This window comes from Burkholderia sp. 572 (assembly GCF_040545135.1).
GTDB classification, from domain to species: Bacteria; Pseudomonadota; Gammaproteobacteria; order Burkholderiales; family Burkholderiaceae; genus Burkholderia; species Burkholderia cepacia.
The window spans coordinates 123595-145463 of the sequence record NZ_JBEPLH010000011.1 but is presented as its reverse complement, the minus strand read 5'-3'; the positions used below and the strand labels follow the sequence as shown (position 1 = coordinate 145463).

Below are 21869 nucleotides of genomic sequence, written 5' to 3'. Positions count from 1 at the left end.
CGCTCAGAAGTGGTAGGTCGCCGTGGCCAGCACGTAGTCGCGATCCGCGAGCGGGCGCGTGACCGGGTTCGGCGAGCCGAGGAACTTCGCATAGACGAGCGACAGCTGCAGGTTGCTCAGGCGCGTGAACGTCACGCCGGCCGTCACGCGGTGGTCGCCCTGGCCCGTCAGCGAGCCGAGCGCGCCGGCGAGCGGCGACGTGCCCGTCAGGTCGTGCGTGTAGGTCAGCGGGACGTCGAGATCCCAGCCGTTGAACACGTTCTTGTAGCTGAGCGTCCACGCGATCTCCATCGCGAGCGCGTTGCGCGAGTTGGCGAGCGTGGTCGACCCGTCGAGCTCGGAGATGCTGCCCGCATGCACGTACGTCAGTTCGCCGATCAGCGACTGCGAATTCGCGAGGAAGCTCGGCCCGATCGAGTAGATGCCGGACAGGTTGGTCTGCAGCACGTTCGCGCGGGTCGACTGCGGGCCCGTCGCGGTATTGACGAGCACCGCCGCGCCCTGGCGGTACGACACTTCGCCCGCGACGTTCACCGGGCCGACCTGCGTCGAGAAGCTCGCGCCGGTCAGCTTGATGTTGCTGAAGTAGGTCTGCTGGTACTGGAGCGTCGGGAAGTACGTGGTGACGACACTCGGGTTCATGTCGTTGTAGTGCAGGTGGTACAGGCCCAGCTCGGTGTCGCCGAGCACGCGAAAGCGCGCGCCGATCCCCCACTGGTTACGTGCGCTCGGCTTGTCGTCGGGGCCGCGCGGAATGATCATCCCGCCCGGGCCGATGATGAACTGCGCGCCCGGGCCGGTCACGTCGGAGTAGCTCCAGTACGTGCCGGGCGCGGTCAGCCGGTTCTGCTGGTACGAGAACTGGTAGTAGCCGAGCAGGCTGAAGTTCGGCGTGATCTGCCACTGCGTCGAGATCTGCGGCACCGGCAGCAGGATGTCCTTCACCTCGGCGCCGGCCATGTACGACTTGGTCGCGTCGGACGGCCCCTGTGCACCCGCGATGTTCGGGAAGAACAGGCTTTCGCCCCACGCGACCACTTGATCGCCGACCTTCACGTTCAGGCTCGTCGAACCGATGTGGAACGTGTTGTATGCATACGCGGCGAGCAGCGTCGTGTGGCCGCCCGACCAGTAGCGCGCGTCGCTCGTGAAATTGTTGTACTGGCCCGACTGGTTCACGGTGCCCGGCGCGTCGTTGTAGTTCGGGCGGTGGTACGCCTGGTCGTAGAACGTGTCGGCGCGCACGAACACACCCCAGTCGTCGTGCTTCAGGTTCACTTCGCCGAGCAGGCTGACCTGGTTCTCGATCAGCTTGTTCTTCGCGAAGTTGCGGTCGCCGTCGTCGCCGTTGATGTTCGCCGGCGTGAGGAGATTGCCGCTCGGTGCGCGGGTGCGCATGCCGAGGCCGTAACTGAGCGTGAACGTGTAGTCCAGCGTCGTGTCGGCGCCCAGCTCGATCGTGCTGCCGGCGTGCGCGCCGGGAACGGCGCACGTCAGCAGCGCGGCGGCCAGCGTCGACAGCGTGGCGGTGGCCCGCTTGTCGGTACGGCGCGAAATCCGTTGATGCATGGTGTCTCCTCTTGGGGGTATCGACGACGGTCGACTATGTGTTGTCGTGAGAGGCAGAGTAGGGAGATCGCGGTAGCAGGGAATCGTCAAAATGAACTAGATGACTTCCCTAGGACTGGCAACGATCGCGCGATGCCGCGTGCGCGACGCGTGTCATCGCGCGTTCGCCTGTGCCGCCGACAGGAACGCGGGCCGTTCGCCGCCGCCGTCGAGCCGCAGGTTCGCGCCCGACGTGTACGACGCGTCGGGCGACGCGAGAAAGAGGCACGCGGAGGCAACGTCGTCGGGTGTCGCGAGGCGGCCGGCGGGAATCGTCGCGCGGATCGCGTCGAGCGCATCGTCGTCGCCGTAGTGGCCTTCGGTGGCCGATTCCGTCTGCACGAGGCTCGGGCTGATCGCGCACACGCGCACCCGCGGCGCCCACTCGACCGCGAGCGACGTGACCGCGTTGACGAGGCCCGCTTTCGCGGCGCCGTACGCGGCCGTGCCGGGCGACGGCCGCGACGCGCTGACGCTCGCGATGAACAGCATCACGCCGCCTTCGGGCTGCGGCTGCATGATCGCGTTCACGCGCTGCGCGAGCTGCAGCGGCGCGATCAGGTTCAGCCGCACGATCGATTCGGTGAAGCGCGGCGACGCATCGGCCGCAAGCGCGAACGGCGAGCCGCCCGCGTTGCTGACGAGCACGTCGAGGCCGCCGGCCTCCGCGCGGAGGGTTGCGAGCATCGCGTCGACCTGCTCGATGTCGCGCAGGTCGGCCGCGACGAATGCCGCCTTGCGGCTGCCGGCCGCGGGCGGCGTGTCGGGCGCGCTGCGTCCGCAGACGAACACGCGCGCACCCGCCGCGAGAAACCGTTCGGCGATGCGCCGCCCGATGCCCTTGGTGCCGCCCGTCACGAGCACCGTCTTGCCGCTGTAGTCGAATCCGTTCATCGTCTGCCTCCGTTTCGGTGGGCCGATGATAGGAAGAAGCGCGCGCGGCTTCGTAGTCTGAAAGGATGATGCCGGCCGGCGCCGGCGGCGCAATCATCGTGGCCAGGCATCCATCGAACGACGAAGGAGACAACCCGCGATGACGATCCCCACGACGCCGCCGGCCGGCATCTTCACCGACGTGCCGGGCGGCCTGCGCCTGCACCACTACGAGGCGGGCGAAGGCCGGCCCGTGGTGTTCATCCACGGCAGCGGCCCGGGCGCCAGCGGTTTCAGCAACTTCAAGCACAACGTGCCCGCGTTCGCGGCGGCCGGCCATCGCGCGATCGTCGTCGACCTGCCGGGCTACGGGCAGTCGTCGAAGCCGTCCGACGTCGCCTATACGCTCGATTTTTTCGTCGGCGCGCTGCATGCGCAACTGGACGCGCTCGGGATCGGGCCGGCCGTGCTGCTCGGCAATTCGCTCGGCGGTGCGATCGCGCTCAAGTACGCGCTCGATTACCCGGACGAAGTCGACGGGCTGATCATGATGGCGCCGGGCGGCGTCGAGGATCGCGACACCTATTTCAGGATGGAAGGCATCCAGCGGATGGTGAAGCTGTTCACCAATCGCCAGATGAATGACGACACGATGCGCGAGCTGCTGACGCTGCTCGTGCACGATCCGGCGATCGTCACCGACGCGCTCGTGGCCGAGCGGATGAAGGTGTGCGTCGAGCAGCCGACCGAAGTGCTCTCGACGATGAGCGTGCCGAACCTGACCGGCGCGCTCGGCGACCTGCGCTGCCCGGTGCTGGGTTTCTGGGGAACGGACGATCGTTTCAATCCGGTCGGCGGCGCGCTGAAGTTCCTCGAACGCTGCCGCGACGCGCGTTTCGTGCTGATGAACCGGTGCGGCCACTGGGTGATGGTGGAACACGCCGACTATTTCAATCGGGAATGCCTCGATTTTCTTGCGGCGCGGAATACGCGATAACGCCGGATGCCCGCGAGGGCCTGCCCCGATGCGGGCGGGCCGTCTGAACACATACATGGAGACGACATGAAGCTCATCGAAGACCTGTTCGACCTGCGCGGCAAGGTGGCCGCGATCACCGGCGGCGCGCGCGGCATCGGCGCGGAGACCGCGCGCACACTGGCCGCGGCCGGTGCGAGCGTCGCGATTCTCGACGTGCTGTCGCAACCGGCGGAAGCGCTCGTCGAGGAGATCCGCGCGCAGGGCGGCCAGGCCGCGTTCTGGTCGCTCGACGTGACGCAGGAGGCCGACGTGGCGCGCGTGTTCGGCGAGATCGTCGCGCGCTTCGGGCGCCTCGACGTGCTCGTGAACAACGCGGGCATCGAAGGCCACAACGTGCCGACGCACGAGCTCACGCTCGCGCAGTGGCAGCGCGTGCAGGACGTGAACGTGAACGGCGTGTTCCTGTGCACGCGTGCCGCGATTCCGCATATCGACGCGGCCGGCGGCGGCTCGATCGTGAACCTGTCGTCGATGTACGGGATCGTCGGCGGGCCCGACGTGCCCGCGTATCACGCGTCGAAGGCCGCGGTGCGGATGATGGCGAAGGTCGACGCGATGCTGTACGCGGCGAAGAACATCCGCGCGAACTCGGTGCATCCCGGCTATATCCGTACGCCGATGCTCGAGGAAGCGTTCCGCCAGATGGGGCAGGATCCCGACAACGTGTTCGGCTACCTGCAGACGCACGTGCCGATGGCGAAGATCGGCAGCCCGCGTGACATCGCGGCCGGCATCCTGTATCTCGTGTCGCCGGCCGGCCGTTACGTGACCGGCGCGGAGCTCGTGATCGACGGCGGTTATACCGCGCGCTGACGCGGCGATCGCACCACAAGGGAGACGCGCAGTTGAAAGTGCTCGTGGCAGTGAAACGCGTGGTCGACGCGAACGTGAAGGTCGGCGTGAAATCCGACCGGACGGGCGTCGACATCGCGAACGTGAAGATGTCGATGAACCCGTTCGACGAGATTGCGGTGGAGGAGGCCGTGCGGTTGAAGGAGGCCGGTGTCGTGACCGAAGTGATAGCCGTGTCGGTCGGCGTCGCGCAGGCGCAGGAAACGCTGCGCACAGCGCTCGCGATCGGCGCGGATCGCGCGATCCTCGTCGAATCGAACGACAGCGTTGAACCGCTGGGCGTCGCGAAGGTGTTGAAGGCGCTGCTCGACAAGGAACAGCCGTCGCTCGTGATCCTCGGCAAGCAGGCGATCGACGACGATTCGAACCAGACCGGGCAGATGCTGGCCGCGCTGGCGGGTTTGCCGCAGGCGACGTTTGCATCGAAGGTGGGGGTGGCCGACGGGCGTGCGACGGTTGCGCGCGAAGTCGACGGCGGCGCGGAAACGCTGTCGCTTCAACTGCCGGCCGTGGTGACCACCGACCTGCGTTTGAACGAGCCGCGCTACGTGACCTTGCCGAACATCATGAAGGCGAAGAAGAAGCCGCTCGAGATCGTGCAGCCCGGCGACCTTGGCGTGGATGTGACGCCGCGTTTGAAAGTGCTCAACGTGAACGAGCCGCCGAAGCGCGCAGCCGGCATGAAGGTGCCGGACGTGCAGACGCTGGTCGCGAAGCTGAAGACCGAAGCCAGGGTGCTGTAACAGGGAACGCAACGAAATGACGATTCTGGTAATTGCGGAACACGACAACGCATCGATCAAGGCCGCGACACTCAATGCGGTGGCGGCTGCGCAGGCGCTCGGCGCGGCAGGCGGCGGTGACGTGCATGTTCTGGTCGCTGGCCACAACGCGCAAGCGGCGGCCGACGCGGCCGCGAAGATCGCCGGGGTATCGAAGGTGCTGCTGGCCGATGCGCCGCAACTCGAAGCGGGCCTCGCGGAAAACGTCGAAGCGACCGCGCTGAACATCGCGAAGGACTATTCGCACATCCTCGCGCCTGCGACTGCATACGGCAAGAACATCGCGCCGCGTATCGCCGCGAAGCTGGACGTCGCGCAGATCTCCGAGATCACGGCGGTCGTGTCGGTCGACACGTTCGAGCGCCCGATCTACGCGGGCAACGCGATCGCGACGGTGCAGTCGAGCGACCCGATCAAGGTCATCACGGTGCGTGCGACCGGTTTCGATCCGGTGGCGGCGGAAGGCGGCAGCGCGTCGGTCGAGAAGATCGAAGCGGCGGCAGACGCCGGCAAGTCGCAGTTCGTGAGCCGTGAAGTGACGAAGCTGGACCGTCCGGAGCTCACCAGCGCGAAGATCATCGTGTCGGGCGGCCGCGGTCTGGGCAGCGGCGAGAACTATACGAAGGTGCTGGAGCCGCTGGCCGACAAGCTGAACGCGGCACTCGGCGCATCGCGCGCGGCAGTCGACGCCGGCTACGTGCCGAACGACTACCAGGTCGGCCAGACCGGCAAGATCGTCGCACCGCAGCTGTACATCGCGGTGGGCATCTCGGGTGCGATCCAGCATCTGGCCGGCATGAAGGACTCGAAGGTGATCGTCGCGATCAACAAGGACCCGGAAGCGCCGATCTTCAGCGTGGCCGACTACGGCGTGGTCGGCGACCTGTTCGCGCTCGTGCCGGAAGCGGTCGCGGCGCTCTGACGATGCCGCTGTTCGAATTCAACGGAATGCGGCCGTGCGTCGATCCGTCCGCGTATGTCGACCCGAGCGCGGTCGTGATCGGCGACGTGACGATCGGCGCGCGCTGCTACATCGGTCCGCATGCGAGCCTGCGCGGCGACTTCGGCGCGATCGTCGTCGAAGACGGCAGCAACGTGCAGGATGGCTGCGTGCTGCATGTCGGGATCGGCGAGACGTGCCGGCTCGGCGTCAATAGCCACATCGGCCACGGTGCGATCGTGCATGGCGCGACGCTCGAACCCGACACGATGATCGGAATGAATGCGGTCGTGATGGACGGCGCGACCATCGGCGCCACGACGATCGTCGCCGCGTGCGCATTCGTGAAGGCCGGCTACGACGTGCCGCGCGGCGTGCTGCTCGCGGGCATGCCGGGGCGCGTCGTGCGTCGGCTGAGCGACGCGGAGATCGACGCGAAGGCGAACGGCACGCGGATTTATCAGCAGCTGGCGGCGGATTGCCTGAGGACGATCAGGCGGATCGACGCGTGAGCGAAGGGCATCCGGGGGCAGGATGCGACGGATTGCCGGGCAGGTTGCCGTTGCCGTAAGATCGGCACTGGCTTTCCACCGGCATTCGCGTCACATGAAAAAGAACGTCCGTTTGCGGCTCACGGTCATCGCGTCGGCTTTTGCTGTCTACAGCGTTTATATGCACATCCAGCAGTTCATCAGCGGCTGCGTGTGGGTCAGGGGCCATCAGCGCTGCAGCTTCGAAAACAGCGCGAATTTCGAAGGCTGGATGGATCTCGACCTGATGATCGCCTGTTGCTGGGTCGCCGCGGCGGTGGTGGGCTGGATTTCCGTCGTGCAGGCCACGAAGAAGCCGGGCTGAAGGCGGGCACTTCTGTCGCGCGAATCCGGGTTCTGTCAATCCGTGACAACGATCATCGGCGCCGCGCCGTCCGCGATCGACACGCATGTGCGGCTGCTCGAGGAGGCGATCGGCGTATCGTTGCTCGAGCGCGCGCCGCGGCTGACGCTGACGCCGGCCGGCAAGATCCCGCGGGCACCCCCCTGCGCAAGACGCCGCCGGAATGCCGGCAGGTCGACCCCGTGTTCCGCCCCCATTCTATCGGGACGATGAAGCGCGTTGCCGGCGCAAGCGAAAGCATCGCGATCCTGAGCAAGTTCGATATCACCGCGTAGTACCGTCAGAGATTCCGATTTTCCGGCCGATCTGCGATTCCGCGTTTCGCCGCGACGTGCTTGCGCTCGCGCGCCGCGAGCGGCACGGCCTGCTGCCGGCCGGCGTTGTGCTTTTCCCCTCCGCGCCGGGATAATGATCCGGCGTCGCGCGCGATGCGCGAGGGGAGGCTCCCATGCAATTTCCGACGGGATCGGTGGTCGCGCTCAGTTCGGCCGCCGCGACGATGTTTTCGATGGGCATGCTGTTTCTCGGCTACTGGGGATTGCACGAACCGTTGCCCTGGCGGTTCGGCGATTACGTCGTGATCGTGCTCGCGCTCGCGGGTTTCGCGTGCCTCGCCAGCGTGCCGTTCCTCGCGACTTCGCCGATGAAGACCGCCGGCGACGAGTCGCGGATGCTCGTCGCGCGGCGCGTGTTTCTGTGCGGCGCAAGTGCCGTGTGGTGTGCGATCGTCGCGTCGCTGGTCGTGTGACGTGCGGGCGTGACGTCTCGACCTGAGCGGCCGTCCGCGAGCCGGTCGACGCGCCATGCGCGACACCGGAATTCGCGGGTTTTCCCCGTCGTATCGGTCATCCGTTCCCGCTTTGATTTCCCCGATGCCGTGCACTAGATTCGAAGCATTCATGTGTGTTACAGCGCGCGAGGTGAAGCCATGACGCCGTGGGAGATTCAGGGCACCGAAATGATGAGCTGCAATTGCTCATACGGATGCCCTTGCCAGTTCAATGCACCGCCGACCCACGGCGGATGCGAAGCAATGGGTGCGATTTCGATCGACAGCGGCCACTACGGCGACGTGGTGCTCGACGGCGTCAGGATCGCGGTCGTGTTTCAGTGGCCGGGGGCGGTCCACGAAGGCCGTGGCAAGTGCCAGCCGATCGTCGACGAGCGCGCGAGTCCGGCGCAGCGCGAAGCGGTGCTGAAGATCATGACCGGTCAGGATACCGATCCGTTTGCGACGATGTTCGCGGTATTCGCGTCGACGCTTGAGCACGCGTTCGAGCCGATCTTCACGAAGATCGATTTCGACGTCGATGTCGATGCGCGGCACGGCCGGATTCATGTCGACGGCGTGTTCGACGTCGCGGGCGATCCGATCCGCAACCCGGTGACGGGCGCCGAGCATCGCGCGCGGATCGACCTGCCGAACGGCTTCGAGTACGAACTCGCCGAGATCGGTTCGGGCACCGGGCGCTCGCAAGGCAACATCGTGCTGAACCTCGACGGAACCTATGCGCAGTTCGCGCGGCTGCACCTGAACAACCACGGGCTGATCCGGCATCGCGCGGCGGCATGACTCCGTTCGACATCTGGCTCGGGCGCGAGCGCGTCGTCACGCTGCTCGGCATGGCCGCGCTCGTCGGCGTGTGCTGGTTCTACCTGTGGACCGGCGCGGGCACCGGCATGTCGGCGCTGCAGATGACGGCGATCGCGCTCTTTCCGCATCGGCTGACGGGCGACATGGGCAGCATGGATCCGTCGCTGCCGACCGTGATCGCGATGTGGTGGGTGATGATGATCGCGATGATGACGCCCAGCGCGGCGCCGCTCGTGATGCTGTACCGGCGCGTGCTCAGGCATCGCGGCGCGGACGGCGCGGCGGCTGCGTTGACGTCGATGTCGCTGCTGGCCGGCTATCTGGCCGCGTGGTTCGCGTTCTCGGTCGGCGCGGCGTTGCTCCAGGAACTGCTGCAGCCGGCCGGGCTGATCTCCGCGATGATGCTGTGGTCGAAGAGTGCGGTGCTTTCCGCGGCCGTGCTCGCGCTGGCCGGGCTCTATCAATTCTCGCCGCTGAAACGTGCATGCCTTCGGCAATGCCGCGCGCCGGCCGCTTTTCTGGTTGCGCACTGGCGTCCGGGCATCGCCGGCAGTTTCCTGCTCGGTGCGCGACACGGGATGTATTGCGTCGGGTGCTGCGGGTTGCTGATGGCGCTGCTGTTCGTCGGCGGCGTGATGAACGTCGTGTGGATCGCCGCGCTGTCGGTGTTCGTGTTCGCGGAAAAAATCCTGCCCGGCGGCGAGCGCGCCGGGCGCATGCTGGGCGTCGTGCTGATCGCATGGGCCGGTGCGACGTTGTTCGTTTGAGCCGGGCGTCCGCGTCGCGGCTTCGATGAACAACGGGAATGTCTTCGGGGCCGGGGGGGCGATCGATGAAGACCTGCTTTCACGCGTTCGCCGCGTGGGGCGCGGCGGCCGTCGTTGCGATGCCGGCGTTCGCGGGCAGCGACATGCCTGCGATGAGCATGGGGCGTTCGACGATGTCGGCGCCGGATGCGGCGCTGACCGATGCCGAGGTCAAGGAGATCGATGCCGGGCGCGGGCTGGTCATGTTGAAGCATGGCGCGCTCGACAACGTCGGGATGCCGCCGATGACGATGGCGTTCAAGGTCGGCGATGCGGCGATGCTGACGTCGCTTCATGTCGACGACAAGGTCAGGGTGCGCGTCGAAAGCGTGAACGGCACGCTTACGATTGTGAAGATCGTGAAGCGTCGCTGACGACGACGCGGGGCATGTGCAATGTGCCGGGACCGGCGGTGTGCGGTCCCGGCCGTTTTTTTGGAGTCGTGCTACGTAACGCCGGATCGGTGTTACGTCGGTGCTGCCGGAACGCACGGTCGGATCGAACGCCGCGGGTGGCGGCGCGGGCGATGTGCTGCGCGGGAGTATGGCGTCGGCAGGGGCGCTGCGGTGCGGCGGCGGGATCGTTACAGGAACCGACGGGCATGGCACGCTAGATGCTTGCAGGAAGGATCGCGCTGAATTGCGGACGGGGGCTTCCATGCAAAATCATTTCATCAAGGCGAACGTTGCGCTCGCCGCCATTGCCGCGGCGTGTGCGCTGGCGGCTTGTGGCGGCAGCGATGTCACGGCGCCGAAGCCGGGTGGCAACAACATCGGAACGAGTACGAGTGGAACGGGCGGGACTAGCGGCACGAGCGGAACCAGTGGCACGAGTGGAACCAGTGGCACGAGCGGAACCAGTGGCACGAGTGGAACCAGTGGCACGAGTGGAACCAGTGGCACGAGCGGAACTAGTGGCACGAGCGGAACCAGCGGCACGAGCGGAACCAGCGGCACGAGTGGAACCAGCGGCACGAGTGGAACCAGCGGCACGAGTGGGACGAGTGGGACGAGTGGGACGAGTGGGACGAGTGGGACGAGTGGGACGAGTGGGACGAGTGGGACGAGTGGGACCAGCGGCACGAGTGGGACCAGCGGAACGAGCGGGACGAGCGGAACCAGCGGCACGAGTGGAACCAGCGGAACGAGTGGCACCAGCGGAACGAGTGGCACCAGCGGCACGAACGGAACCGGCGGCACAAGCGGCACCAGCGGAACCCCCGGCACGAACGGCATCATCAGTTCCGTCGGCGTGGTCGTCATGGATGCCGGCGCCACGATCAGCGGCGTGAGCCCGCCGGGAGTCGGCAAGGGCGTGACCACCGGCCTCGGCAACACGGTCACGGGCGTGGGCACGATCATCAGCGACACGTCGAACGCCGTGAGCAACGGCATCGGCCAGACTGGCTTCACGGCGAACCCCGTCGGCACGACGGTCGCCGGGCTCGGCTCCATCGTCGGCTCGGTCGGCAATCCGGTCGCCGGCCTCGGCGACACGGTGAAGGCGCTCGGCACCGGCCCGCTGTCGCCATTGGCGCCGCTCACGACACCGGTCGGCGGCCTGCTCGACACCGTGTCCGGCGGCATCAAGGCGGGCGGCACCATGCTCGGCTCGGCCCTGTCGTCGGGCCCGGTCCAGCAGACGACGCAGGCGATCAGCACGGCGATCACGCCGCTCGTCACGACCGTCGGCCAGGTCACGCAGCAGGTCGGCACGGCGACCGGCCTCGGACAGCCGGTCGCGGGCCTGCTCGGACAGATCGGCGGCGCGATCACGTCGGCGGGATGGAAGGTGACGTCCACGTCGCCCCAGCCGCTGGTCGGCGGCGTCGGCGGGCTCGTTCGCGCGGTCGGCAACACCGTGACCAACGTGGGCGGCCTCGTGAACCCGAGCGGCGCGAACGGCGCGGTGCCGGTGGCGGGCCTGGTGACGAGCGTGGTCGGCGGCATGCCGGCGACCGTTCGCAACGGTTCCGCGACCGGCGCGGACGGCGGCTCGCCGCTGGGTGCGCTTGCCAATCCGCTCGCGCCCATTACGGGGCTGGTGGGCGGCCTGCTTGGCGGCGTGGCCGGCAAGTAGCCGATCGGTGCGGATCGTCACGGCGGTAACCGGCCAGATGAAGATTGGCCTCCGGTTACCGCCGGCCGGGTTTCTTGATGGTCTCCCGCGGAAAGCGGAGCGGGCGGGGCCGCTCGATGCGTCAATCGCGAACGATGTCGCGCGGCGACGGCGGCCGCGCCAATCCGCGTGCGGGCAGCGGTGTCGACATCACGATCGACGTGCGTGTTTCGCCGTACAGGTTGATGCGTTCGATCAGTTGTTCGAGATGGGTCATGCTGATCGCGACGAGTCGCATCACATACGAGTCCGCGCCCGTCACGTGATGGCATTCGACGACTTCGGGAATCGTCTCCAGCAACCGGAGGAATTTCGCTTTCGCCGGTTGCGGCACCGTGATGCCGATCAGCGCGCTGACCGGATAGCCGGCGGCGGCAGGATTGATCCGCGCGGTGTAGCCCTCGACGACGCCGGCCGCTTCGAGGCGCTTCACGCGCTCCGTCACCGCCGGCACCGACAGGTGCACCTGGCGCGCCAGCTCCGTGTAGCTGATGCGGCCGTTGGCCTGCAACAGCGCCAGTACCTTCCAGTCCAGATCGTCCATCGCGGTGGAATTTTTTAAGGTGGAGCCGCCATTTTTCCTTAAAAACCGCATTCAGCGATGACCGGACTTTCCCTACGATGCCTGTTCAACGCGTCACATGTCGCAAGGAGCAGGCGATGCTGTTCATCAAGTCCGTCGTAATGGGGCTGTCGATCGCGGTGCCGGTCGGCCCGATCGGCATGCTGTGCATCCAGCGCAGCCTGAGCCGCGGCTTTCAGGCGGGATTCGCGACGGGCGTCGGCGCCGCGTGCGCCGATGCGATCTATGGCCTGCTCGGTGCGCTCGGCATCGCGGGTATCGTCACGGCGTTCCCGATGCTGACCGTCGGGTTGAAAATCGCTGGGGGCGCATTCCTCGTGTGGCTGGCGTGGACCATCGCGCGCCAGGCGCCGGCCGCGTCGACGGCGCAACGCGACCTGCCGCGCACGACCGTCCTGCGCGATTTCCTGACGACGTTCGGCCTGACGCTGTCGAACCCGATGACGATCCTGTCGTTCGTCGGGATCTTCGCGGCGCTCGGCCCGCTGTCGGGGGCGCGGGAAGGCGCGATGTGGCCGGCCGTGGCGCTGATGGTCGCCGGTGTGTTCATCGGCTCCGCAACGTGGTGGCTGTGCCTGAGCGGTACGACCGCCGCGCTGCGCACGCGGATGTCGTTCGGGTTCATGCACGGGCTGTCGCGCGTGTCGGCCGCGGTCGTCGCGGGGTTCGGCGTGGTTCAGGTGGTCGCGGGCGTGCGCGGCGTCATTTAGGTCGATGCGTCGCGCGCATCGCGCTGCGACCGGATCGCGTCGATAGTCGTCCGGATATGCGCGAGCAACTCGAGTAACACCGCCTTCCTGAAAAACTGGTTCATCCGCGTGCTGACGACGAGATCGGACGGCAACGCGTCGATCGCACGCTGAACCGACAGCAGATCGTCGGCGAGCCGTGCCAGCGCAGCGCGATCGAGCGTGCTCACGGCAACCGCGATCTCGTCCGGCCAGAAACCGAATGCGTCGATGCCGCAGCATGCGGCGACACAGTCCGTCTCCAGTGCATCGATCAACGACATGACCCCGGCCAGACAGGGATCGATCGCGACCACCTGCGCCTGCCCGCCCGACAGATCGCCGAATTCGATCCAGCGATCCGGGCCGATGCCGATGTCGTCCTTGTGGGGTTTGCCGTTCATCGTCCGACGCTCGACGGATTCAATTCAATGCAGGCAAATGCGCACGCACGAAGCGCGCGATTTCCTGGCCCAGTTCCATGTCCTCGGGTGCGCCCATGAACCCGCCATGCGGCATGCCTTCGAACAGGTGAAGCTCGGTCGGCACCTGCGCACGCCGCAATGCGCGGTGCAGGCGGACCGCGTTCGACAGGAACAGGTCGCGTGTGCCGCTCTGGATGAAGGTCGGCGGGAAACCGGCAGCGAAATCGCCGAACAGCGGCGACAGATACGGATGCGCGAGATCGGCGCCGTTCGCGTAGAGCAGGTTGTTCGGCATCAGCGACGTCGGCAACACCACGTCGACGAGGCGGTTGGTTTCGAAGCTGTCGCCGGATTCGGTCAGGTCGACTTCCGGCGACAGCAGCACCAGCGCGGCCGGCAGCGGCAGCCCTTCGTCGCGGGCGCGCAGCACCATCGCGGCGGCGAGGTTGCCGCCCGCCGAGCGCCCGCCGATGACGATGTTTTTCGGTGCGTAGCGCTCCAGCACGTACGCATACGCGGCGATGCAATCGTCGAGTGCGGCCGGATACGGATGTTCGGGCGGCAGGCGATAGTCGACGCCGTAGCATCGAATGCCGAGCCGGTCGGCTTGCATCTGCGCGCCGGCGCGGCATGCGGCGCCGCCGCCGAGAATCAGCGCACCGCCATGCAGGTCGATGTACGCGCATTCGCCGGAAGCCACTGCCTCGGGCGTGGCGACGTGCACGTCCGCGGCGCCGGCCCGGATCGTCTCCACGCTTGAACGCAGATGACCGCCGAGCTGCTCGATGGCCGTCGCGTAGTGCGCGTCAGCGGCCGCCTTCACGCGCATCCATGCGTCGAAATCGTCCGGGGCAGGCATCACGTGCAGCGCGTTCAGCGGCACGCCGTCGCTGCCGACCAGCCGTTGCAACGCGGCTCGCGCCTCTTCGCTGATCGAGGCCGGGAAGGGGACGACACGGCTCGGCAGGACCACGCCGTCGGGTTGGTCTTTCATCGATTCAGCTCCGTTGGGCGAGTCATGCGGCGCAAGGCCAGTGGCGCAGCATCACGTCCAGCGCATCGAGACTGCGCAACCACGACGCGTCGGAAGCCGGTGCACTGTGCGAGAACCCGCCGGCGCTTTCGAGTGTGACGTAGCCCATGAAAAAGCCGCCGAGCAGGCGGATCGCATGCGGCTGCTCGGCTTCCGGCATGTCGTAGCCGCGCAGCACGGCCGAGGTCATCCTGACGAGCCGGCCGCCGGCGCTTTCAGTGGCGCGCTCGACGCTCAGCGGGTGGCGCGCGGCTGCAAAACGGCCGGGGTGCTCGCGCGCGTAGTCGCGATAGACGTTGGCGAGCGCTGTCAGCGCGTCCTTGGCGGTACGGCCGGCCAGTGCTTCGGTTGCGCGATCGGCGAGTTCCCTCAGCGCGAAGAGTGCGATCCGGCTCTTGAGGTCGTCGAAACTCGGGACATGGGAGTACAGGCTGGCGAGCTTGACGTCGAAGTGACGCGCGAGCGCTGCGCCGGTCAGGTGCTCGAAGCCGGTCTCATCGGCGAGCTGTGCGCCGGCTTCGACGAGTTTGTCCAGGGTGATGCCGGCGCGTGCCATGACGGATGCTATTCAAGTTAGTCGAGAGGCTAATTGTATTAGGTTTGGCGGGGTTGTCAATTTCCCGGGCGTGCCGGTTCTGCCTGTGCGTCATTGGGGTGACGTGTTCCGGTGCGTCGAAGCGCTATGGCTTCATGTGATCGGGGATGGCCGCTTGGGTCGGGTGTCGTGCGTCAGGAAGCGGAGACAAACATGTGCCGGGCATGTAAGCCATATCCACCCGGCTGTCGCGGCGATCGGGATCTGCGTCGTCTGCGCATCACCTGTTCCGACGGGTGGCCCGTTGATGCCCGCACGATGCCCGTACCTGCCGTACAAGGGCCGTAGAGGGCGGAATTACCCAGCCACGCTTGCTGACGTTGCATCGCGTAGCGACTTGGGCGTCCGCCCCGTTCGCGACGATTACCCCAGCTCGAACGACGTCACCCCGAACACGCGCTCGATTGCAATCGGCGGCGCGTCTTTCGTGTACATCCGCGCGGTTTCGAAGACGCTCGTCATGCCGTGCCGTTCCGCCAGCGCGACGGCTGCGGGGTTCGTTTCCGGCACGTCGAGCACGATGACCTCGCCGGGCATGCGCGCGGCCAGCGCGCGAAACAGCCCGGTGGCAACGCCTGCGTCGTCGGCGAACAGCGGGCCGACCTTGCAGCCCGCCTTGCAGCGGCGCACGACACCGTATCCGGCGATACGGCCGGCGTCGACGGTCACGAGCGCCACGGCATCCGGCTGCGCGATCCACGCGGAGACGAAACGCGCGCGTGCCGCTGGAAAGCACTGGCGGTCGTAGGCGAGCAACTGCTCGAACGGCACGTCGGCCGCGGCTGTCACGTGCGCGCACCCGATGCCGTCCACGCGCCCCTGATAGCGGATGTTGCGGTACGCGAGCGCGAATCCGGACTTCCGGTAGTTCGCCTGCTGGGCCACGACACCATCGAGCCCGATGTTGCGATCGGCGAGGTAACGCATGCCGTGCTGCCAGATTCGGATGCCGAAGCCCTTGCGGCGAAACCCGGGTTTCACGATGTAGAGGCCGATGAAACCAAAGCGTTCGTCGTAGGCGACGGCGGCGAGGCACGCGACGGGCTCGCCGCGCCAGACGCCGACGAAGAACCCGGCCGGGTCCGCTTCCCCGAAACAGGACGGATCATGCAGGCCGGGGTTCCAGCCTTCCGCCGCCGCCCATTCGATCGACATGGCCACCTCGTCGGCCGACATGGTGCGCACGATGAAGTCTTCGTGTTGATCCATGATTCACCCCGGTCGCTGCGCTCGGGAATGCGCGTTGCGTCACGTGAAATGCATCGAGGAAGCGTGGGCCGGCAGCCCCGTGGCTGCCGGCCGGATCATCATAGTCCGAAGAATGGAACGAGTGTGTGATGAAGGATGCCGAGCCGAAGCGGCCGTGATGGGTCATATACCCGACGTTCGGGAAAATCTCCGTCGGTGAAAAATTCATGGATGGAAGGTTTCGCCACGCAGCAGCATGTCGATGAACTCCCCGATTTTGCGCGCCCTTGTTTCGGGCCTTTTGGCATTCTGTATGCGATACAGAATCGCATAGCGGTTACGGCTGTTCAGGGTTGCGAAGAATTTCCTGGCGCCGGGATTGGCGTCCAAGGCCGCCTGCAGGTCGTCCGGCACGGTCGAGTTGCTGGCCGACGTATAAGCAGCGTTCCAGCGGCCGTCCCTCCGGGCCTTCTCGATTTCGCTCATGCCGCGCGGGCGCATTCTGCCTGCGGCGATCAGTGCTTCAGCCCGGTCCTTGTTGAGTTGCGACCACAGGCTTTTTGCGGAGCGTGGGGTGAAGCGTTGCAACCAGTATTGGTCGTTCCCGGCCCGCTTTTGACCATCGATCCAGCCGTGGCAGAGGGCGCTTTCCAGCGCCTGTTCGTAGGTGACGGTTCGCTGCCCGGTGCCTTTTTTCGCCAGACGCAGCCATGCGCCGGTTGAAGTGCTGCCGTTTTCCCCTAACCAGCTTTCCCATTCGATCTGACTGGAAAACGTGAGCGTGCATTCGGTCATGTCGATGTCCTGAATGGTGAGTACATCTACGGGGAAGGCGTCCGCAGTCTAACAGTGTTGATACGGACATAGACGCCCGTGGCGCGACCGAAAGACCGGCAGATCCGCAGTCACCAGCCCGTCGACGGGTTTGGGTCGCAATACCGTTTCCCATACCCGGTGACGGAAGCATCGAACACCGCCTCCCGACGGGAGACCTTGCCGCCAACCGCGCCAAGGTCTCCCCATTCACCCGTCAGAACGTGTAACTCACCTTCCCGAACGCCGTCCGCCCAAGCGTGTTGTATCCATACGCGGTCATGTACTGCCGGTCGAACAGGTTCGACACCGTCGCCGACACCGTCAGGTGCGAATTGACCCGGTACGACGCGCGCAGGCCCACCGTCAGGTACGACGGCAGATAGGTCGAGTTGGCCGGATCGTCGAACGTCGTGCCGCCGTAAAGCAGCGACGCCCCCGTGCTCAACGCATGCAGGTGGAGTTCATCCCACGTGTGATCGATGTTGACGCTGACCGTCTGGCGCGGGCGGCGGCTGAGCCAGGAGTCGTTGGTCTCGTCCTGCGGATTCAGGATCCCGACCGCGACGCTCACCGGCGTCGAGCGGCCGATCGTCCCCTTGTACGACAGGTCGATGCCGCGAATATGCGCGCGACCGATGTTCATCGGCGAGAACGTCGCCGGGTTGTACGCGATCAGGTTGGTGACCCGCGTGTCGTAGATCGCGGCCGTGAACGTGCCATACGACGTGTTCGCATCGACCGCGGCCTCGACCGACGTGTTGCGTTCCGGGCTGAGCCCCGGATTGCCGTAGCCGGGGTAGTACAGGTCGTTGAACGTCGGCAGCTTGAACGCATTGCCGTACGACACGCGCGCCGTATACACCGGCGTGATCGCCCACGACAGCGCCGCGTTACCCGTATTCACCGACTGCCCGGCGATGATTTCATGGCGCCCCGCGAGGAACATCGTCACGCTGCCGAGCGTCGCCGACTGATGCAGCGAGAACGCGGAATCGTTGCGCGTCGGTATGCCGTCCGGAATATCGACCGGCAGGAACGCCTGCTCGCGCGTGAAGTCGTACGCGAGCTTGGTCTCGCCCGACAGCGGCAGCCCGAACAGGTGGAACCCGCGTTCCTGATGCGTCAACGACGTCGACGTGCTGATGCGCTGCGAATTGATCTGGTCGGTCGGGATGCCCGGATCGCTCGCGTAGAGGAACTGGCGATCGTTCGCATAACCGAACGACTGGTCGAACTGCGTGTCGGGCGTGATGTCGAGATGGAACGCGATACCGGTCGTCAGCTGATGATCGAGCTGGCGGTTCGCATAACCGCTGTTGTCGTAGGACAGATCGGACCGGTGATACAGCGCGAACGTCGAGATCGACCAATTGTCGCGCGCGTAGCCGAGGCGCGCATCGAGATCCTGCGCGTGGTACGGGTTGCGGCCGGCCTCATGGTACGGCAGCACGGGCCGCGTCGAGTCGATGCCGGCCGTGTTGTACGAGCGCAGGCCGAGCGAGTAGGTGAGCCCGCCGAGCGCGGCGAGCGGCCCGGTCGACGGCACCGTGCCCGACGTGCGGAGCTGCGTGTCGAACGTCTTGTTCGACCCGCCGCCGAACGACACGGTCGTCTGGTTCGGCTGGTTGGCGGCGCGGCGCGTGAAGAGCTGCACGACGCCGCCCATCGCATTGGCGCCGAACGACGCGGCAGCCGGCCCCGAAATCACTTCCACGCGTTCGAACGCTTCGGTCGGCAAGTCGGCCCACGGCGCGATGCCGGTGGTCGGCGAACCGATCCGGATGCCGTCGATGAACACGGCGACCTGGTTGGCCGACGAGCCGCGGATGCTGACCGACGCGGACGAACCGGGGCCGCCGCTCTGCGAGACGGTCACGCCGGGCAGCGTCGCAAGCGCCTGCGTGATGCTCGGGTCGCTCGGCGACAGCCGGTCGAGATCGGTGCGCGTGAGCACCTGGGTCGTCGCATAACGCTGGTCGAACGACTCGGGCAGGCGCCGCGTGTCGGTCACGTTGATCGTCGGCAGGTCGGTGCCTTCGGCGGCCGGGGCCGGTTGCGAAACCGCGGTGTCGCCGGCGGCGTGGGCGAGGGGCGAGAGAAGCGCGGTCGCGGCGGACGTGGCAAGGAGGTGTCGAATCTTCATGAGGCTGTCGTTGTCGTCGGGCTGCGCCGGCGTCGATCGTGAGCGGGCGGCGCGCAGCACCGGTCTTGTTATCGGTGATCGGGTTATCGCGCGACCGGGCCGGGCAGGCCGGTGTCGCGGGCGTCGGCGCGGTGCACGCCGGCGGACGCAGTCGATAGGGAACGGCACGCGCGTGCGGGCGGGCCGTGCAGGCCGGCGGCGTGCCGGCGCGGCGCTTCCGGTGCGGAAGCGGATGCGGTAACAATGGACATCGGGCGGATCCTGAGGTCGGGCCGTCCATGCAGCGGGCGACCGCCAACGGCGGTGCCTGGCGCGCCGGGACACCCCGCCCGGTGCGGCTGCCTGGACCTCGGGTCGATGGCAGGTCTCCTGGCTCGCGGGTCGTCATTCGTGCGGGCCTTCCCGGTTTCCCAGTGGCGCGCAGTGGCACGAATTCACCGCTCACAGTTGCGGGGGCAGCCGCAGATTCGAGGCATGGCCTCTCCTGCGTTCCCTTTTGATCCCGTCTCCGGGCACCATCAGCGCGCAAGGGTAATGGCGGGCGCGCCGCCGCGTCAAATATCCGGCGACGCAGGGATGCGAAAAAACGTCATTGCCGGGCAAGACCTTTCGAAATCCTTTCTTTCAGGCGTCGGCGCCGCGTTTCATGTCTGATGAAACGGGGTGGTTCGAAGCCGTGCGATCGCGCCTGAACCGGCTCGGCGCGACCCCTGTCCACCGGACGAACGCGCGGCGAAACGCCTCCTCGCCGCCGAACCCGAGATGCGCGGCGACCCGCGCGACCGGCCAGTCCGATTCGCGCAGGCAGCGTTGCGCGACTTCGGCGAGACACTGCTCCTTCAGCGCGTGATAACCGGTGTGCTCGGCCGCCAGCCGCCGCCGCAACGTCGCCTCGCTGACGCCGAGCCACGCGGCCAGTTCGGCGAGTGCCGGCAACGCCTGTTCGTGCGCGAGCGCCGCATCGAGGAAACCGCGCACCTGCTGCGTCCACGACACGACGGCCGGTGCCGCATCGATCAGGCGAAACGGAAAATCGACGAGAAACGCGTCGAGCTCGGCCGGCTGCCGGATCACGCGGCACGCGAGCCGCGCCGCATCGAACGCGAAACCGTAGGTCTTGCGGCCCACTTCAACCGGCGCATTGAACAGTCCGAGCAGTGGCATCGCGTCGTCGCGGCGCGGATGGCCGAGCCACACGTCGGTCGGCCGCAACGGCTGCCCGATCAGCCAGCCGAACAGCTGCAGGTAGCAGAACAGCCCGGTCAGGTCGACCAGGCACGCGGCCGGGCTGCGCGTACGCCGCAGCGAATCCATCCGGAACAGCGCACGCCCGTCGCGCACCGCAAGCGTCAGGTGACCGGCGCGCGGCTGCAGCATTTCGCAGAACTCGGCCGCACAGCGGATCGCGTCGGCGAGCGTCGCGCAACTCAGCAGGCAGCGGCACATCAGGTCGACTTCGCGCTTGCGCATCGGCGGGTGACCGTCGCCGCGCGCGACCCGCGCCTCGAGCCGCTCGATCGCGTCGCGGTACAGCGCGACGAAATCGCCCGGTGTCGCCGCCGGGCGAGGCTGCTGCGCCTCGCGGTCGGCCGGCGGCGCGCCGCTGCGCGTGAGTTCGCTCAGCAGGCGCGCGCCGAGGCCCGGCAGGATGCGGCCGCGGGCCGGCATGGCGCGCTGTTTCATGAGTTTCCCGATCTGATCGTTGCAACAGGGGCTGGTGAGCGGGCCGGTAGGGGCCCGCTCATCGCCGCCACGCAAGAATGCTATCCACGCCGGCCGCCCGCGGCCTCGCCGGAACGGCGTAGGCCGGCCGCCGATCCCTGTCACGAACGACCACGGACGACACGCGAATGATCCAGATCGTAGACGAAATCACGCTCGCGCCCGAGCGCATTCCCGACGTGCTTGCGCTGCTGCGCGACCGCTACCTGCCGGGCCATGCGGCACGCGGGCTGACGGCGGCTGGCCACTGGGTGTCGCCGCCCGTCGCGGTGCCGGGGCAGCCGAGCACGCTGTGGCTGACCTGGCACGTGGCCGATGCGCCGGCCTACTACCGGATGCGCGCGCTGACGGATGCCGGTGTGGTCGGTTTCTGGATGGCGGTCGACGCGCGGTGCGACGTGCGCCGCCGCCATGTGATGACGGACGCCGATGCGCCGCTGCCCGCGCTGACGGAGGTCGATCATGCGGCATGACACGGCACAGGTGTTCGTGTCGGGGGATCGCGACGCCGGTGGCATCGAACGCGCGTTGCACGAAGCGGCACACGCGCTGGCCGGGGCGAAACGTGTGGCGCTGGCGCGCAACCAGGACGGCAGTTGGGGCGCGGGCGACTACACGCTCGACGTGCTGCGAGCCGATTCGGCGGCCAACTGCACAGCCAACGGCGCGGCCGACGGCACGGCGGATTTCGCCGCGCTCGCGCAACTGCCCGGCATCGTACGCATCGACGGCGCCGTGTGCCGCGCGATCGGCGGCGGCCTGCGCGAACCCGCGCTGCGCGACGGCGTGTGGCGCACGCTGATGTTGCGCGTGCGGCCGCAGGCCGGCGCCGAGCAGGTCGCCGCGCTCGAACGCGAACTGCTGCGCATGCCCGCGTACATGCCCGGCATCCGCAACTGGCGCCTGAGCCGGATCGCGACCCCCGGCGCATGGACACACGTGTGGCAGCAGGAATTCGCGCACGTCGGCGATCTGCTCGGCGAATACCTGATGCATCCGTATCACTGGGGCTGGGTCGACCGCCGGTTCGATGCCGAAAGCCCCGACTGGACCGTCGATGCGATCTCGCATGCGTTCTGTCCGCTCGCGTCGAGCCTGCTGGCCGATACGGCGGCGTGATGCGGCGCGCC

The 21869-nt window shown here is 67.2% G+C and carries 25 protein-coding genes and 1 riboswitch; of the genes, 15 read left to right on the top strand and 10 right to left on the bottom strand.

Features of this window, described 5'->3' with window-relative positions; all coding sequences use genetic code 11:
* Positions 1–3 precede the first annotated feature (3 nt).
* Both ABIC51_RS21890 and ABIC51_RS21885 read right to left on the bottom strand, forming a co-directional pair.
* Positions 4–1569 (bottom strand): DUF1302 domain-containing protein, encoded by a 1566-nt coding sequence (locus ABIC51_RS21890; RefSeq protein ID WP_175897493.1) that lies wholly within the window; start codon positions 1567–1569, stop codon positions 4–6.
* Positions 1570–1722: 153 nt separating this feature from the next.
* Positions 1723–2502 (bottom strand): SDR family oxidoreductase, encoded by a 780-nt coding sequence (locus tag ABIC51_RS21885; protein ID WP_175897492.1) that lies wholly within the window; start codon positions 2500–2502, stop codon positions 1723–1725.
* Between the two features lie 139 nt (positions 2503–2641).
* Here ABIC51_RS21885 and ABIC51_RS21880 point away from each other — a divergent pair, with 139 nt between their 5' ends.
* The 12 genes from ABIC51_RS21880 (at position 2642) to ABIC51_RS21825 (ending at position 11467) form a co-directional block, all read left to right on the top strand.
* The gene (locus tag ABIC51_RS21880; RefSeq protein WP_059683683.1) at positions 2642–3478 is read left to right on the top strand and encodes an alpha/beta fold hydrolase; all 837 of its coding nucleotides are present in this window, start codon (positions 2642–2644) and stop codon (positions 3476–3478) included.
* A gap of 66 nt (positions 3479–3544) precedes the next feature.
* Positions 3545–4333, top strand: a complete 789-nt coding sequence (locus ABIC51_RS21875; RefSeq protein ID WP_027791706.1) for an SDR family NAD(P)-dependent oxidoreductase — start codon at positions 3545–3547, stop codon at positions 4331–4333.
* Positions 4334–4365: 32 nt separating this feature from the next.
* Positions 4366–5115, top strand: a complete 750-nt coding sequence (locus tag ABIC51_RS21870; protein WP_175897491.1) for an electron transfer flavoprotein subunit beta/FixA family protein — start codon at positions 4366–4368, stop codon at positions 5113–5115.
* 16 nt (positions 5116–5131) lie between these two features.
* Positions 5132–6076 carry an electron transfer flavoprotein subunit alpha/FixB family protein gene (locus tag ABIC51_RS21865; protein ID WP_175897490.1) on the top strand — a complete coding sequence of 315 codons (945 nt, stop codon included), beginning with the start codon at positions 5132–5134 and terminating at the stop codon, positions 6074–6076.
* Between the two features lie 2 nt (positions 6077–6078).
* Complete coding sequence (locus ABIC51_RS21860; protein ID WP_146254404.1) at positions 6079–6606, top strand: acyltransferase; 528 nt, start codon at positions 6079–6081, stop codon at positions 6604–6606.
* Positions 6607–6700: 94 nt separating this feature from the next.
* Positions 6701–6949, top strand: coding sequence for a hypothetical protein (locus ABIC51_RS21855; RefSeq protein ID WP_027791702.1), 249 nt, complete (start codon positions 6701–6703; stop codon positions 6947–6949).
* Positions 6950–6991: 42 nt separating this feature from the next.
* Entirely contained in the window at positions 6992–7201 is a 210-nt protein-coding gene (locus ABIC51_RS21850) for a LysR family transcriptional regulator (RefSeq protein ID WP_354006630.1), read from the top strand.
* Between the two features lie 235 nt (positions 7202–7436).
* Positions 7437–7736, top strand: a complete 300-nt coding sequence (locus tag ABIC51_RS21845) for a hypothetical protein (RefSeq protein WP_021164379.1) — start codon at positions 7437–7439, stop codon at positions 7734–7736.
* Between the two features lie 180 nt (positions 7737–7916).
* Complete coding sequence (locus ABIC51_RS21840) at positions 7917–8561, top strand: DUF1326 domain-containing protein (RefSeq protein WP_027791701.1); 645 nt, start codon at positions 7917–7919, stop codon at positions 8559–8561.
* Positions 8558–9349, top strand: a complete 792-nt coding sequence (locus ABIC51_RS21835) for a DUF2182 domain-containing protein (RefSeq protein ID WP_060195631.1) — start codon at positions 8558–8560, stop codon at positions 9347–9349. Before ABIC51_RS21840 ends, ABIC51_RS21835 begins: the two co-directional genes overlap by 4 nt.
* 65 nt (positions 9350–9414) lie before the next feature.
* Complete coding sequence (locus ABIC51_RS21830) at positions 9415–9762, top strand: copper-binding protein (protein ID WP_060371928.1); 348 nt, start codon at positions 9415–9417, stop codon at positions 9760–9762.
* 283 nt (positions 9763–10045) lie between these two features.
* Complete coding sequence (locus ABIC51_RS21825) at positions 10046–11467, top strand: collagen-like triple helix repeat-containing protein (RefSeq protein ID WP_354006629.1); 1422 nt, start codon at positions 10046–10048, stop codon at positions 11465–11467.
* A 121-nt stretch (positions 11468–11588) separates the two neighbouring features.
* Here the strand turns inward: ABIC51_RS21825 and ABIC51_RS21820 are convergent, their stop codons facing one another.
* Positions 11589–12050, bottom strand: coding sequence for an Lrp/AsnC family transcriptional regulator (locus ABIC51_RS21820; RefSeq protein ID WP_027791696.1), 462 nt, complete (start codon positions 12048–12050; stop codon positions 11589–11591).
* A 116-nt stretch (positions 12051–12166) separates the two neighbouring features.
* On the opposite strand from ABIC51_RS21820, the gene ABIC51_RS21815 reads away from it, so the two are divergent.
* Complete coding sequence (locus ABIC51_RS21815) at positions 12167–12799, top strand: LysE family translocator (RefSeq protein ID WP_146254406.1); 633 nt, start codon at positions 12167–12169, stop codon at positions 12797–12799.
* Here ABIC51_RS21815 and ABIC51_RS21810 read toward each other — a convergent pair.
* The 7 genes from ABIC51_RS21810 to ABIC51_RS21780 form a co-directional block, all read right to left on the bottom strand.
* A complete protein-coding gene (locus ABIC51_RS21810; protein WP_146254407.1) occupies positions 12796–13221 on the bottom strand; it encodes a DUF6331 family protein in 426 nt (141 codons plus the stop codon). The genes ABIC51_RS21815 and ABIC51_RS21810 overlap by 4 nt on opposite strands.
* A 19-nt stretch (positions 13222–13240) precedes the next feature.
* Positions 13241–14236: an alpha/beta hydrolase gene (locus ABIC51_RS21805; protein ID WP_027791693.1), complete on the bottom strand. Its 996-nt coding sequence runs from the start codon at positions 14234–14236 to the stop codon at positions 13241–13243.
* Between the two features lie 22 nt (positions 14237–14258).
* Positions 14259–14831, bottom strand: a complete 573-nt coding sequence (locus ABIC51_RS21800; protein ID WP_027791692.1) for a TetR/AcrR family transcriptional regulator — start codon at positions 14829–14831, stop codon at positions 14259–14261.
* Between the two features lie 402 nt (positions 14832–15233).
* Complete coding sequence (locus tag ABIC51_RS21795) at positions 15234–16079, bottom strand: GNAT family N-acetyltransferase (protein WP_146254408.1); 846 nt, start codon at positions 16077–16079, stop codon at positions 15234–15236.
* A gap of 204 nt (positions 16080–16283) precedes the next feature.
* Positions 16284–16853: a YdeI/OmpD-associated family protein gene (locus ABIC51_RS21790; protein WP_027791690.1), complete on the bottom strand. Its 570-nt coding sequence runs from the start codon at positions 16851–16853 to the stop codon at positions 16284–16286.
* A gap of 235 nt (positions 16854–17088) precedes the next feature.
* Positions 17089–19017 (bottom strand): TonB-dependent receptor domain-containing protein, encoded by a 1929-nt coding sequence (locus tag ABIC51_RS21785; protein WP_146254409.1) that lies wholly within the window; start codon positions 19015–19017, stop codon positions 17089–17091.
* A gap of 342 nt (positions 19018–19359) precedes the next feature.
* Positions 19360–19552: riboswitch (cobalamin riboswitch) on the bottom strand.
* Positions 19553–19641: 89 nt separating this feature from the next.
* On the bottom strand, positions 19642–20700 hold the full coding sequence (locus tag ABIC51_RS21780; RefSeq protein WP_175897488.1) for a helix-turn-helix transcriptional regulator: 1059 nt from the start codon (positions 20698–20700) through the stop codon (positions 19642–19644).
* A gap of 167 nt (positions 20701–20867) precedes the next feature.
* Here ABIC51_RS21780 and ABIC51_RS21775 point away from each other — a divergent pair, with 167 nt between their 5' ends.
* Both ABIC51_RS21775 and ABIC51_RS21770 read left to right on the top strand, forming a co-directional pair.
* Positions 20868–21212, top strand: a complete 345-nt coding sequence (locus tag ABIC51_RS21775; protein ID WP_175897487.1) for a hypothetical protein — start codon at positions 20868–20870, stop codon at positions 21210–21212.
* A complete protein-coding gene (locus tag ABIC51_RS21770; RefSeq protein ID WP_175897486.1) occupies positions 21202–21858 on the top strand; it encodes a Dabb family protein in 657 nt (218 codons plus the stop codon). The genes ABIC51_RS21775 and ABIC51_RS21770 overlap by 11 nt, the downstream gene beginning before the upstream one ends.
* The last annotated feature ends 11 nt before the right edge of the window (positions 21859–21869 follow it).